The sequence below is a fragment of the Rhizobium sp. R635 genome, from assembly GCF_002211285.1.
Classification (GTDB): Bacteria; Pseudomonadota; Alphaproteobacteria; order Rhizobiales; family Rhizobiaceae; genus Rhizobium.
In genome coordinates this window covers 199,531-211,722 of the sequence record NZ_LOKX01000012.1, presented here as the reverse complement: position 1 = coordinate 211,722, position 12,192 = coordinate 199,531, and the positions used below count along the sequence as shown (strand labels likewise).

Here is a 12,192-nt window from a genome sequence, read left to right as displayed (position 1 = left end):
ATCAACTATTATCAAGAGTCATCATACCTTTTCCCGCTGTTCAGCGCCGGCCATTCATGCCTCAGCAATCGGCCTGAAGACATCTACGACGATCGCCTTGGCCTATGCATTACCCTGGTTCTGTCGACCGGGATCTCGGCAGCAAGACCAATCTGGTTGTCATAAATCACACGCTCGTATGCTTGGATGAACTTCCGATAGATAAAGGTAGCGGAACTGCTGGGTCGTTGGTTCGATCCCTTTCAAAGCGACCCTTTCAACGCGGCTCGACTAGCGCGACGCAAGGATACTTCATGCCGAGGACCTCGGCACAAGTCGGCCCTGCATGACAACCATCTCGGCGTCGCGTTTGCCTGTTATCATTTCGACCATGGCGTTGATCATCTCGTCAGTGGGCTGTTCGTAGCTGGTCAGTTCGTAGGCGGGAGCCCCGCCGAGTTCGATATTGTCGAAGCCGACGACTGCCAAGTTCTGTGGAACGCCAAGCCCGAATTCGCTCCGGGCTACATCCATCGCTCCCAGGGCCAAGATGTCATTTTCACACATCAGTACGTCGATGCGCGATGTGGGCGAAGTGGTGCTCAAATAAGTGCGTGCCGCTTCGGCGCCCGCCTGTGCGCTATATCTTTCCGCAGCCAACTCTGCGACGCTTTCGATGCCTTTCCGTCGCCAGAAATTTGCGTAGTGATGCCGCCTGCCCAGCGCCGTCGACAGGGTTCGTGCTCCCGTCATAAAGCCGGGGCGGCGATATCCCTTGTCGAACAGGTAGTCGACGATTTCGCTTAGAGCGAGTTCGGCGTTGCAAGCGATCGCGGGAACGCCGGGGATTTGGCTGTCCCTCGCAAGAACGAACATCGGCGGGAAACCTGCGCCAAGCCGTCGATCGCCCAGTGTTTCCTCGCGAAAGGCCGTGCCGAACAAGATCACCGCGTCGAATTGTCGTTGGTCGGCATTGATCAATGCGTGAACATGATCGAAATGGCGGTTAATGTTGATCAATACGGTCAATAGACCCTCCGCCTGCAGGCGCTCGGTCAACCTCTCCAGAACCGGGAGCTTGTGCGGGTTGGCGAAGTCGTCGACGAAGACGGCGACCTGATGTGTGGTGTTCGTCGCAAGGCTGCGGGCAAGCAGGTTGGGCGAATAATTCAGGGCCTCGGCCGCCTGAAGAACCTTTTGCCGGCTGGTGTCCGTAATGGATGCACCGGGCGTGAACGCACGGATGACGGTCCATTTCGACACACCGGCGGCTTCCGCCACCTCTTTCGCCGTCGCCCGTTTGCGCATGCCCGTCTCCTCTCAATTGGAATGAATATTCCACAAAAAAATAAAAATGGAATGGATGCTTGATTTTTGTCGATAATAAAGTAGCTTCGCAGAACTTGCTACCGGGTGCAAAGGAGACTGCTACCGGTAGCAATGGGAGGTTCGCATAGGGCGGACTGTTTTTGGGAGGGTAAAATGAAATTCGGTTTGAAATCACTTTTTGCGAGCGCAGCCATGGTGGGCGCGCTCCTCTGCTCTTCGGCAATCGCCAACGCCGCAGACATTCACATCGTTGCCGTCACCCATGGCCAGGCCAATGATCCGTTCTGGTCCGTCGTCAAGAATGGCGTCACCGCCGCGGCGAAGGACATGGATGTAAGCGTCGATTATCGTGCTCCGGAAACCTTCGACATGGTATCGATGGGGCAGCTTATCGATGCAGCCGTCAATCAGAAGCCCGACGGACTTATCGTCTCCATTCCGGACGCTTCTGCGCTCGGTCCATCCATCAAGAAGGCTGTTGCCGCTGGCATTCCGGTGATTTCCATCAATTCCGGTTCCGACGTTTCCAAGGAGCTGGGAGCACTTCTGCATGTCGGCCAGGACGAGTATACCGCCGGCAAGGCCGCTGGCGCGAAGCTTCATGAGTGGGGTGGCAAAGAAGGCCTCTGCGTGAACCAGGAGGTCGGCAATGTTTCGCTCGACCTGCGCTGCAAGGGCTTTGCCGATGGTTTCGGCGGTAAGGTCACGGTTCTGCCCGTCAGCAACGATCCGGCCGATGTCCGCGCGAAGCTCAAGGCGGCGCTGAGTTCCAATACGGCTGTCGATACCGTCATGGCGCTCGGTGCGAGCACGGCCGGCGAACCGTCGCTCGCGGCCGTCGAGGATGTCGGAATGACCGGCAAGACCAAAGTGGCGACATTCGACCTTTCAGCCGATTTCCTGAAGGCCGTGGCCGACGGCAAGGCTGCATTCGCGATCGATCAGCAGCAGTTCCTGCAGGGCTATCTGCCGGTCGTATTCTTGGCCAACTATGCCAAATACGGGCTTATCCCAGGGGGTAATGTTCCATCCGGCCCGAACCTTATCACCAAGGAAAAGGCTGCCCAGGTTGTGGATCTTTCCGCCAAGGGCATCCGCTAACCGGAATTGCCGAAAGGCATTCTCCCAGAATCTCCTCCCCCTGAGGGGGAGGGGGTTTGGTTGACAGAGCGCGCTGTCGAGCAGCGCCGCCGCTACGCTAAATTACGGTACCGTTGGAGGAGTTATGGCTTCGCTTGAGCAGACAAGGGCGGCCGCGCCGAAACCCGATGAGCGCGTGAAACAAGTGAGTTTTCTGACGCATATGATGCGGCGGCCCGAGCTTGGTGCCGTGGCAGGCCTCGTTCTCGTCATCGTCTTTTTCTTTCTCACCGCAGATTCGACGATGTTTTCGCTTTCGGGCCTGATGACGATCATGGCGCCCGCATCGCAATTGGGGATTCTGGCCATTGCAGCGGCACTTCTGATGATCGGAGGAGAGTTCGATCTCTCGATCGGCTCAATGGTGGCTTTTGCCGGACTGATCTTCGGCGTCATCCTCACGAACTTCGGTCAGCCGCTTTCGGTTGCCATCGTCATGACGATGCTCTTTGCCGCGTTCATGGGTGCGATCAATGGGCAGATCGTCATTCATACCCGTCTTCCGTCCTTCATTGTGACCCTGGCATTCCTCTTCATTCTTCGCGGCCTGACGCTCGTCGGCCTGAAGTGGGCGACAGGCGGCTCGACGCAGCTTCGCGGCATCGGTGACCATGTGAAGGACAGTCCGCTGCTCGGGCTCTTTTCCGGTGATGCTCTGAAGAGCCTATTCGTCTGGCTTGCAGATCACGACTTGATCGACAAGTTCCCCAATGGCCTGCCGAAGGTCACGGGCATTCCCGTGTCGGTCCTGTGGTTCGTAGCACTTGCCCTGGCTGCAACCTGGGTCCTGCTGCGCACCCGCATGGGCAACTGGATATTCGCAGCCGGTGGCGATCCGAATGCAGCAAGAAACTCGGGTGTGCCTGTCCATAGGGTGAAGACTGGCCTGTTCGCCTTGACGGCGTGTGCCGCAGCGCTGGTCGCCATCATCACCGTGCTTGACGCGGGGTCGACTGATGCGAGACGCGGTTTTCAGAAAGAGTTCGAGGCGATCATCGCCGCCGTCATTGGAGGATGCCTGCTCACAGGCGGCTATGGGTCGGCGATCGGCGCCTTCTTCGGAGCGATCATCTTCGGCTCGGTTTCCATCGGCCTGACCTATACCAAATTCGACTCCGACTGGTTTCAGGTCTTTCTCGGCTCGATGCTGTTGCTGGCTGTTCTCTTCAACAATTTCATCCGCCGCAAGGTTACCGGGGAGCGCTGATCATGCCAGACGTCAATAATCGAACCCCGATCATCGAAGTGACCGACATCACCAAGCACTACGGTTCCGTGATTGCACTCAACGGCGTGTCGATGCAGGTGTCGGCCGGAGAGGTGCTTTGCCTCCTTGGAGACAATGGTGCGGGCAAATCCACCTTGATCAAGACGCTCTCCGGTGTCGTCCGTCCAAGCGGAGGTGCGTTCCTGGTCGAAGGCAAGGCGGTCAATTTCCGCAGCCCGCGCGACGCGCTCGATGCAGGGATCGCGACCGTCTATCAGGACCTTGCCATGATCCCGCTGATGTCGATCACCCGCAATTTCTTCATGGGACGAGAGCCCCGCAAGGGCTTCTTCCCCTTCCGTCACCTCGACCTCACGCACTGCAACGATGTCACACGTGAAGAGATGCGTAAGATCGGCATCGATATCCGCGATCCCAATCAGGCGGTCGGCACTCTGTCCGGGGGCGAACGCCAATGCGTTGCGATTGCGCGTGCGGTCTACTTCGGCGCCAAGATTCTCATTCTCGATGAGCCGACTTCGGCGCTCGGCGTGGCGCAAACCTCGATGGTGCTGAAATACATCCATCAGGTCCGACAGAACGGTTTGGGCGTCATTTTTATCACCCACAATGTCCGTCATGCTTATGCGGTGGCGGACCGCTTCACCATCCTCAATCGCGGCCAGACGCTTGGCACTTTTGCCAAAGCGGATATCGCGATGGATGAGCTTCAGAACCTCATGGCTGGTGGCAAGGAACTGCAGCAATTGTCCGAAGAGCTCGGCGGAACGATCTAGCCGGCTTACTACTGAGGCGGCGCCGGTTGCCTTCCAAAGGCCGTCGCCCCCTTTCACTCAACTATCAAACATGGAATACGGTCATGAACGACGGCTCGTCGAATGCCTCATCCCCCTTCACGCTCGCGGTCTGCGCTGAGATGGTCTTCAAGTCGCTTCCTGTGCTCGACAGGCTAAAGCGCATCACCGAACTTGGCTTTCATGCCGAGATCTGGGACTGGACGAAACATGACATCGCCACCCTAGCAAAATCCGGGGCGGTCTTCTCTTCAATGACGGGCTATGTGACCGGCACGCTCGCGGATGATGAGGGCGCCGACGAATTGCTAAGAACTGCGAAGCAATCGATCCCGATCGCCAGAGAGCTCGGTTACCCGCGCCTCAACCTGCACGGGACCGGTCTCGATGGCCAGGGGCTGCCGGTGGTCAAGGCCGAAAAGGTAACGGGCGCCATGTGGCTCAAGGCGCGCGACACGCTCAACCGCATCGCCGACCTTGGAGAGAAAGAGGGCGTCACCTTTGTGCTCGAAAACCTCAATGAAGCCGTCGATCACCCCAAGACGCCGTTTGCCAAGGCGGAAGATACGCTTGCTCTCGTCTCGTCGGTAAACCGACCATCTCTGAAGCTCAATCTCGACCTCTATCACGCCCAGATCGGCGAAGGAAACCTGATCGAGCTATGCCGGCGCGCGCTGCCCCATATCGGTGAAATCCAGGTGGCGGATGTTCCCGGCCGCATGGAACCGGGCACCGGAGAAATCAACTACAAGGCAATCGCCCGTGCGCTCAAGGAAATGGGTTATCGCGGTACCATCGGCATGGAAGCCTGGGCCTCCGGCGATGATGAGACGGCGCTTGCCCGCTTCCGCGACGCCTTCACTGTTTGAAGATTTCGATAGTCAACACCTACATATCACGGAGAAATATCAATGATCAGGTTTGGAGTGATCGGCGCTGGCCGGATAGGCAAGGTGCACGCCGCGACCATTGCGGCGAACCCCAAGGCCAAGCTCGTCTACGTGGCGGATGCCTTCAGAGCATCAGCTGAGGCACTGGCCGCGCAGACGGGCGCCGCGGTTGCCGATGCGGAAGATGTCATCAAGACCCCAAACGTCGATGCGATCCTCATCGCGACACCAACCCCCAGCCACGCCGATCTCATCGAGGCGGCGGCGAGGGCCGGCAAGGCAATACTCTGCGAAAAGCCGGTTTCCCTGTCGGTCGAGCGCATCAATGCCTGCCTCGACGTCGTCGAGAAGAACAAATCGACCTTCATGATCGGTTTCAATCGCCGGTTTGACCCGAACTTTGCCAGCGTGGAAGCGCGCCTGCGCCGCGGCGATATCGGCGAAATCGAGATCGTGACGATCACCAGCCGAGATCCCGCGCCGCCGCCGGCCGACTACGTCAAATCCTCCGGCGGCCTGTTCCGGGACATGATGATCCATGACTTCGATATGGCTCGCTTTCTCATGGGGGAGGAATTCGTCGTCGTGAACGCGCTTGGGTCGTCTCTCGTCGACAAGGCAATCGGCGCCGAGGGCGATGTGGATACCGCCGCCGTCCAGATGCAGACGGCTTCGGGGCGCATTGCCGTCATCACCAATTCCCGCCGGGCAACTTATGGCTATGACCAGCGCATCGAAGTGCATGGAGCCGCCGGTATGCTTGCGGCGAAGAATATCCATGCAACAAGCGTCGAACTTTCCAATGCAGACGGCGTGAGCGGCGATCCTGTTCAATATTTCTTCCTCGAGCGCTACGCGCAAGCCTACGCCAACGAGATCAATGCCTTCATCGATGCGGTCGAAAGAGGCGATCGCTCGCCCAAGCCCGGCGGACTTGATGGCCTAGAGGCTCAGAAACTGGCGGAGGCGGCCACCGTAAGCTGGCAGACGGGCAGGCCGGTTCAGGTCGACTAAATGCTTTTGATGCGGCCGTGTGGAACATGGCCGCATCGGCATCAAGGATGAGATACCTCAGAGCCTCCGGGTCGCCAAAGATTACCGGAAGCGGGTTCTTTGGAAGGTGAAGCGCAATGCTACAGGATAGAGACCACCGTCCTCCCGCGACGCTACAGGAAATGAAATACCTGATCGCCAAGCGGAAGATCGTCTTTCCCAACAGTCTCGAACAGATCGCGAGGCTGATTTTGGAACGACCGGAAACGATTGCCTTCGAAAGTGCTGCCGCGTTTGCACGTAGATGCAGCGTTTCACCAACGACCGTCCACCGGCTTGCACAGTACATTGGGTTTCGGACATTCGCCGAGCTCCGCACAATGGTACGAGAACACCTTCGCAGCTCCGCCACAGATTCTCCTGATCCAGTGTTGACCTCACATGCGCGAGCAGGGCTCCCCTCCGCGGAAAGGTGCGCACCTCCGTCCAGATGGATTAGATGATCTTCATGCCAGTCATCGACACGCTCGAGATTATTCTCACGTTCCACCGTTCGCCAGAATCCGCTTTCCAATTCTGAACTGATTGAAGTTTGGCGTTTCGTCAGCCGGCCGGTAGCACAGCGATGATGGAGGTCTGGCAACGTGCTTGAGGCGAGGAGGTACTTAGGCAGCCAGTCCAAGCCCGGTTGCGCCGAAGATGATTTCCGCATTTGCGTTGACCTCTTCCCGGATTCGGTTGGCCGTTTCATCGAGTTCGAAAAGGCTCAGGCCTTGGCCGCCACGGCAGCTCGTCCCGCAGTTTCTCCGGTCCTCGTCACGGCCATGCCCATGTCCCACGTAACCGCAGTGACATCCGCGAAGTCGAGGTTGACCAGCCCTCTTTCAAGATCAGCTCTACGATCGAGCTAACACCTTCGTAGAGTACGGCGTTCAGCCTCGCCCGGTTGCGCGAAATGATTGTAACCTCTGCGCCTGCCGCAGACGCGATTTGAGTGGAAAGGCTTTACCCGAACTGCCGCGAATACGAGACTCGTTGGACACTCAGATCCGCGATGCCCATTGCTATGTTTCCCGCCTTGCCTTTCCGTCCGTCAGTTCCGTTCCGGCGAGCAATTCGACAAAACGGGCCAAAGCTGTGTGATCCTGACCTCGGCCGAGCGCCTTCCGGGCGCAGGACCAAAGATTCAGGCACAGTCCCGAAAATGGGACAGTCGTATCCGTGGCCTTGGCGACGCCCGGCGCGATGCCCAAGTCCTTAACCATCAGGTCAAGCCCGAAGCCCGCATCGAACCTCGGCGACAGCACGAACTGCTTTAGCTTCTTCTGGGTCGAATTGTTCATGCCGGTCGACACGTTAAGAACATCGACCATGAGGGATGGGTCGAGCCCAAACTTCTGGCCGATCAGCAGGGCTTCGACCCCGATGAGGAAACCGCCGGCGCTCACAAGATTGTTTAACGCTTTCATCGCATGAGCAGTGCCAACCGGGCCCGTTCGGATAATCGACGATCCCATTGTCCGCAGCACAGGCTCGATTTTGGCGAAGCCATCATCCTCGCCGCCAACCATGATCGCGAGGGCACCGGTCCGCGCGCGCGACACGCCGCCCTAGACTGGCGCATCCATCATTCAAGTATGACAGCCCCTTCCTTGAGGAAGGTAAGTGCGCCGTCGCTACCAAGAGTACCGACGCCACGATGGCGCTGCTCGATGTGAAGCGAGTAATTCTATCGCCTCTGTCAGCGCGCTCGATGCTCGGTTAAGCTCGCGATTAGCCCGACCGAGGTGCCGCACTTCATCATCTCGTTTCAGCTCATCCTATTTGCGCCATTGCCGATGCCGAGGCGAAACTAAGAGCGGCTTCCGCATATTGCTGGTCGGACATAGCGCGCGCAGCAGAAACTGAACCAATCATCAACGCGATGATATTCCACGCCTTCCGTTCGCGTTCGTGAATTTCGCCTTCTACAACTTCGGCGATTTTCGTAACCAGGAACTTGATCCGTCCAGTATAGGTGTCGCGGACATCGCCGCTGGCACGCGCGACGTCCGCGCTCAGGGCGGGCATTACGCATCCAGTGCCCGGACTATCTCGATGAGCGACGCTAAAGTACACGGTCAGCCATTCTTTCAGCTTCTGTCGACGCTCTGAAACCGTGCCCTCCGCGTTGACAAACGGTTCACCGAGGCAGGCCCCGATGACTTCCTGGAGCAGTGCCTCCTTGTTGGCGAAGTTTGAGTAGAACGCACCCGAGGTTACACCCGCTGCAGACGCGAGCCCATCCACTCCTATCCCGTTAAATCCATTCTGCCGAAGAGCTTTGGCTCCAGCCTCCACCATCGCGGCCCGCGCCTTCGCCTTCTGGTCGGGGGGATATCTCATCAATCACTCCAATTCACCGCTTGACATGTACAGACAGGGATAGCATAACGTTCGTTATATCACGATCGTTATCTAAAGCCAACATTCCGTTGGCGACGATGTGTTTTTGAAAGAGACGCTACCCATGACGACCTTTGCGACTGCCGAAACCAAGAAAGTTGACGTGAACGGGACCAAGTTCGTGTATCGCACACTGGGTCCGACGGACGGCGTGCCCGTTCTTTTCCTCCATCATCTGACTGGCGTTATGGATGACTGGGATCCGCGGTTGATCGAAGGAATTGCCGCCAACCATCCTGTTATTCTTTTCGACAATCGCGGAGTTGGTGGAACCGATGGCATTGCCCCCACGACCGTAGAGGAAATGGCTGCGGATGCCGTCGCCTTTGTCAAAGCCTTGGGGCTGGAGAAGATCGACCTCTTTGGATTTTCGCTCGGAGGGTTCGTTGCTCAAGCCTTCGTCCAGCGCGAACCTGGGCTCGTTCGTAAGATCATTCTTGCTGGAACCGGCCCAGCAGGAGGGGAGGGCATATCGGGTGTCGGCGGCCTGATCCAAAATGCCTTTCAGAAGGCTGGAGAGACGGGAAAGCACCCGAAGCACTTCCTGTTTTTCACCGAGACGGCCGACGGGCAGGCTGCTGGCGACGCATTCCTGGCACGCCTGGAAGAGCGCGCGGAACACCGCGATGCAGCCGCGCGGGATGAGACTATCGGCGCGCAGATCGCCGCCATCGATAATTGGGGCACGAGCGACGCAATCGACCTGAGCACCGTCGAACATCCGGTTCTGGTCGTGAACGGAGACGCAGACATCATGGTGCCCACGGTGAACTCCTTCGAGCTCGCAAAGCGCCTGCCCAATGCGCAGGTGAGCATTTTCCCGGCAACGGGCCATGGCGCGATCTTCCAGCACCACAAGCTGTTCGCACAGCAGGTTGTTGAGTTCCTTCGCTAATAGTCCGCAAACAGCACAACAAATTCAGGTGTGAAATGATCAAGCGCTTAGTACTGTCCACGATGCTTCTTTCGGCGGCCGTTATCGGCAACGTCGCATCGGCCCAGCCAGTTGCAGCCTCTGACTACACAACGACGGAAAACAAATATGTCGAGATCGGCGGCACGCGTTACGCCTATCGAACGATCGGCGACCGAGGCTCCAAGCCACCGCTTGTTCTCTTCCAGCATTTTACCGGCACCATGGATGATTGGGACCAACGAACTATCGAAGGTCTGGCGAAAGGCCGGGAACTCGTGATATTCGACAATGCTGGCGTCGGAGCATCTGGAGGCCAGTCCCCGGACAATGTGGCAGATATGGCTGCGATCGCCGCGCAGCTTATCGAGGCTCTAAAGTTGCAGCAGGTCGATGCACTCGGCTTCTCTCTCGGAGGCTCCATAGTTCAACAACTTCTGATAGAAAGACCATCCTTGATCAGGAAGGCCGTCTTGGTAGGTTCGGCGCCGCAAGGTTCGGCAGGGTTCAGGCGGCTTCCCGATGTGATTTCGACCGCAATCAAAACCAGCGGCGAGACCGGACGTCCTCTCCGTGCCCTGCTGTTCTTTACCGATACCGAATCGGGGAAGGCAGAAGCCGACGAATATCTGAAGAACATCAACAATCACTCAGTTGATCCCGAAGCTCCTGTGTCTGAGCAGACGATGGGCGCGCAGGCGAAAGCCCTCGTTACCTGGGGCAGCATGCCGGAGAATACCGAGCAGCTTGCGCAAATTAAGCAGCCTGTGCTGATCGTAAACGGTAGCGATGACAGCATCGCACCGACGCTCGAATCCGTTACGCTGTTTCAGCGCATTCCGAACGCCCAACTTAGCCTCTACCCGGACTCCGGGCACGGGTCCCTGTTTCAGCACGAGACTCTCTTCGTCTCGCAAGTCGACACATTTCTTGACTGACTGAGGTAAGCCTGGCGCAACAAGGCCAGATTGAGTCAGTAATGGCATTGTCCGGTGGGCGACGTGAAGGCGCCCCCGGTTTCGTCTGATGAGACTACGAGATGTCGATTGCTGTCTTTCCAGACTTTACCGCTCCTAGCTCTGTTTCTCTGCGCACCATTCACTGTGCCGTTTCACCTGGCTGCGTCCGGCGGCAGGCACCTAACACCTGACCACAACATGGGGGCCGTACGGCCCAAAATTCGGAGTACCGACTAATGAAGAATGAACCGGCGGCCATAGCACGACGCGACCTCATCAAGGCGGCCGCAACGATAGCTGCGGTGGCTCCCGTGACCGCAGCGGCCTCCTACACCTTCGCTGCGGAGCAGGCCCAGCAGGCTCAACTCGCACAACCGACTTCGGCCGTTCCGACGACACAAGTCACGACCCTAGCGGAGGTGGACTTTGGGCCAAACACCAAATTGACCATCGAACGCCGCGACCAGGTGGTGTTGTTCGGCCTGAATCGTCCGGACGCAGAAAATCGCGTCGATCCGGAAACTTTTCAGGCGTTGGCGAAAGCATTCTATGACTATGATCACGATCCGTCGCTGCGGGCCGCGGTCTTGTTCGGCCACGGCGAGAGGTTTTCTCGCGGCATCGACGTGGAGGCGTACAGAGCTGTGGCCGACAAAGGGGGGCCACTCGCTGGCCTGACTGATGTGATCAATCCACTCAACTACGGCACACTACAGCGCAAGAAGCCGCTGATTGCCTCCGTTCACGGCGATACCTGGAACTTGGGCCACGAATTGTTTCTCTCGGCCGATGTCCGGGTCGCTGCGGTCGGCACCAACTTCGGTCAAGATGAAAACGCGCATGGTCGGTTTCCGGGCGGCGGTTCGACCGTGCGCTTCGTGCGCGACGCCGGCTGGGGCAACGCAATGCGATACATGCTCACCGGAGATCATTGGACCGCCGAAGACGCTTACCGGATGGGCGTCCTGCAGGAGATCCTCGATACACCTCAAGGTGCCCTTGATCGCGCGATTGAGATTGCCGTCAAGATTGCAGCATGTGCGCCACTCGGTGTGGCAACGACCCTCGCTTCAGCGCACCTGGCCGTCGATTCGGGTGATGCCGAAGCGTTCTCGAGGCTCGGCGTGCAGTATGCGGCACTCTATCGAACGAACGACTTCATCGAAGGCCGGACCGCGCAAGCGGAAGGTCGTTCACCCGTTTTTCACGGCAACTGAACCGAAAGCGAGCTTTGCAGGTCGCAAATAACCTCGCTGGGCAACGGGTAAAGCAAACGGCCACGGTGCGGCATCGCCTCCGGACCAGCGTTACCCGCATATTCGCGCGGTCGATTTCGACGAGGCGCTGGAGGCTGACACGATCATCTTAGCCGTGATGTATACGACCATTCCTGAACTTCCTGGGGCGACCGACTGCGAGACAGTTGTTGACGCCACCAACGCGATCGACTTCGGACCTGGCGGCGGCGAAGGGCGCAATCGGCTCACAACCGCCAGACTACGAAAGATAATATCGACCATAT

Annotated in this window: 12 protein-coding genes; 9 read left to right on the top strand and 3 right to left on the bottom strand. The window is 58.1% G+C overall.

The window, feature by feature from the left end; genetic code table 11:
• Nucleotides 1-291 precede the first annotated feature (291 nt).
• Nucleotides 292-1,287, bottom strand: a complete 996-nt coding sequence (locus tag ATY78_RS11715; RefSeq protein WP_088682493.1) for a LacI family DNA-binding transcriptional regulator — start codon at nt 1,285-1,287, stop codon at nt 292-294.
• 174 nt (nt 1,288-1,461) lie between these two features.
• Here ATY78_RS11715 and ATY78_RS11710 point away from each other — a divergent pair, with 174 nt between their 5' ends.
• From ATY78_RS11710 to ATY78_RS11685, 6 genes are all read left to right on the top strand, one after another.
• Nucleotides 1,462-2,409, top strand: coding sequence for a sugar ABC transporter substrate-binding protein (locus tag ATY78_RS11710; RefSeq protein WP_088682492.1), 948 nt, complete (start codon nt 1,462-1,464; stop codon nt 2,407-2,409).
• Nucleotides 2,410-2,533: 124 nt separating this feature from the next.
• Complete coding sequence (locus tag ATY78_RS11705; protein WP_088682491.1) at nt 2,534-3,655, top strand: ABC transporter permease; 1,122 nt, start codon at nt 2,534-2,536, stop codon at nt 3,653-3,655.
• Between the two features lie 2 nt (nt 3,656-3,657).
• Entirely contained in the window at nt 3,658-4,452 is a 795-nt protein-coding gene (locus ATY78_RS11700; protein ID WP_088682490.1) for an ATP-binding cassette domain-containing protein, read from the top strand.
• An 83-nt stretch (nt 4,453-4,535) separates the two neighbouring features.
• The gene (locus ATY78_RS11695; protein ID WP_088682489.1) at nt 4,536-5,339 is read left to right on the top strand and encodes a TIM barrel protein; all 804 of its coding nucleotides are present in this window, start codon (nt 4,536-4,538) and stop codon (nt 5,337-5,339) included.
• Between the two features lie 42 nt (nt 5,340-5,381).
• Nucleotides 5,382-6,374 carry an inositol 2-dehydrogenase gene (gene iolG / locus ATY78_RS11690; protein ID WP_088682488.1) on the top strand — a complete coding sequence of 331 codons (993 nt, stop codon included), beginning with the start codon at nt 5,382-5,384 and terminating at the stop codon, nt 6,372-6,374.
• A 116-nt stretch (nt 6,375-6,490) separates the two neighbouring features.
• On the top strand, nt 6,491-6,856 hold the full coding sequence (locus tag ATY78_RS11685; RefSeq protein WP_088682487.1) for a MurR/RpiR family transcriptional regulator: 366 nt from the start codon (nt 6,491-6,493) through the stop codon (nt 6,854-6,856).
• Nucleotides 6,857-7,417: 561 nt separating this feature from the next.
• Here ATY78_RS11685 and ATY78_RS11675 read toward each other — a convergent pair.
• On the bottom strand, nt 7,418-7,957 hold the full coding sequence (locus tag ATY78_RS11675; RefSeq protein ID WP_280950437.1) for an NAD-binding protein: 540 nt from the start codon (nt 7,955-7,957) through the stop codon (nt 7,418-7,420).
• Between the two features lie 211 nt (nt 7,958-8,168).
• Nucleotides 8,169-8,738 (bottom strand): TetR/AcrR family transcriptional regulator, encoded by a 570-nt coding sequence (locus ATY78_RS11670; protein WP_088682485.1) that lies wholly within the window; start codon nt 8,736-8,738, stop codon nt 8,169-8,171.
• 124 nt (nt 8,739-8,862) lie between these two features.
• On the opposite strand from ATY78_RS11670, the gene ATY78_RS11665 reads away from it, so the two are divergent.
• The 3 genes from ATY78_RS11665 to ATY78_RS11655 all read left to right on the top strand — a co-directional run bounded on the left by ATY78_RS11665 (nt 8,863) and on the right by ATY78_RS11655 (nt 11,887).
• Nucleotides 8,863-9,693, top strand: coding sequence for an alpha/beta hydrolase (locus ATY78_RS11665; RefSeq protein ID WP_088682484.1), 831 nt, complete (start codon nt 8,863-8,865; stop codon nt 9,691-9,693).
• Nucleotides 9,694-9,728: 35 nt separating this feature from the next.
• Entirely contained in the window at nt 9,729-10,649 is a 921-nt protein-coding gene (locus ATY78_RS11660) for an alpha/beta hydrolase (protein ID WP_088682483.1), read from the top strand.
• 257 nt (nt 10,650-10,906) lie between these two features.
• Nucleotides 10,907-11,887 (top strand): enoyl-CoA hydratase-related protein, encoded by a 981-nt coding sequence (locus tag ATY78_RS11655; protein WP_088682482.1) that lies wholly within the window; start codon nt 10,907-10,909, stop codon nt 11,885-11,887.
• Nucleotides 11,888-12,192 lie beyond the last annotated feature (305 nt).

What these genes read in the sequence shown, in the direction of transcription:
- ATY78_RS11715 (WP_088682493.1), bottom strand. Translation starts at nt 1,287, where the DNA reads ATGCGCAAACGGGCGACGGCGAAAGAGGTGGCGGAAGCCGCCGGTGTG.
- ATY78_RS11710 (WP_088682492.1), top strand. Translation starts at nt 1,462, where the DNA reads ATGAAATTCGGTTTGAAATCACTTTTTGCGAGCGCAGCCATGGTGGGC.
- ATY78_RS11705 (WP_088682491.1), top strand. Translation starts at nt 2,534, where the DNA reads ATGGCTTCGCTTGAGCAGACAAGGGCGGCCGCGCCGAAACCCGATGAG.
- ATY78_RS11700 (WP_088682490.1), top strand. Translation starts at nt 3,658, where the DNA reads ATGCCAGACGTCAATAATCGAACCCCGATCATCGAAGTGACCGACATC.
- ATY78_RS11695 (WP_088682489.1), top strand. Translation starts at nt 4,536, where the DNA reads ATGAACGACGGCTCGTCGAATGCCTCATCCCCCTTCACGCTCGCGGTC.
- iolG (WP_088682488.1), top strand. Translation starts at nt 5,382, where the DNA reads ATGATCAGGTTTGGAGTGATCGGCGCTGGCCGGATAGGCAAGGTGCAC.
- ATY78_RS11685 (WP_088682487.1), top strand. Translation starts at nt 6,491, where the DNA reads ATGCTACAGGATAGAGACCACCGTCCTCCCGCGACGCTACAGGAAATG.
- ATY78_RS11670 (WP_088682485.1), bottom strand. Translation starts at nt 8,738, where the DNA reads ATGAGATATCCCCCCGACCAGAAGGCGAAGGCGCGGGCCGCGATGGTG.
- ATY78_RS11665 (WP_088682484.1), top strand. Translation starts at nt 8,863, where the DNA reads ATGACGACCTTTGCGACTGCCGAAACCAAGAAAGTTGACGTGAACGGG.
- ATY78_RS11660 (WP_088682483.1), top strand. Translation starts at nt 9,729, where the DNA reads ATGATCAAGCGCTTAGTACTGTCCACGATGCTTCTTTCGGCGGCCGTT.
- ATY78_RS11655 (WP_088682482.1), top strand. Translation starts at nt 10,907, where the DNA reads ATGAAGAATGAACCGGCGGCCATAGCACGACGCGACCTCATCAAGGCG.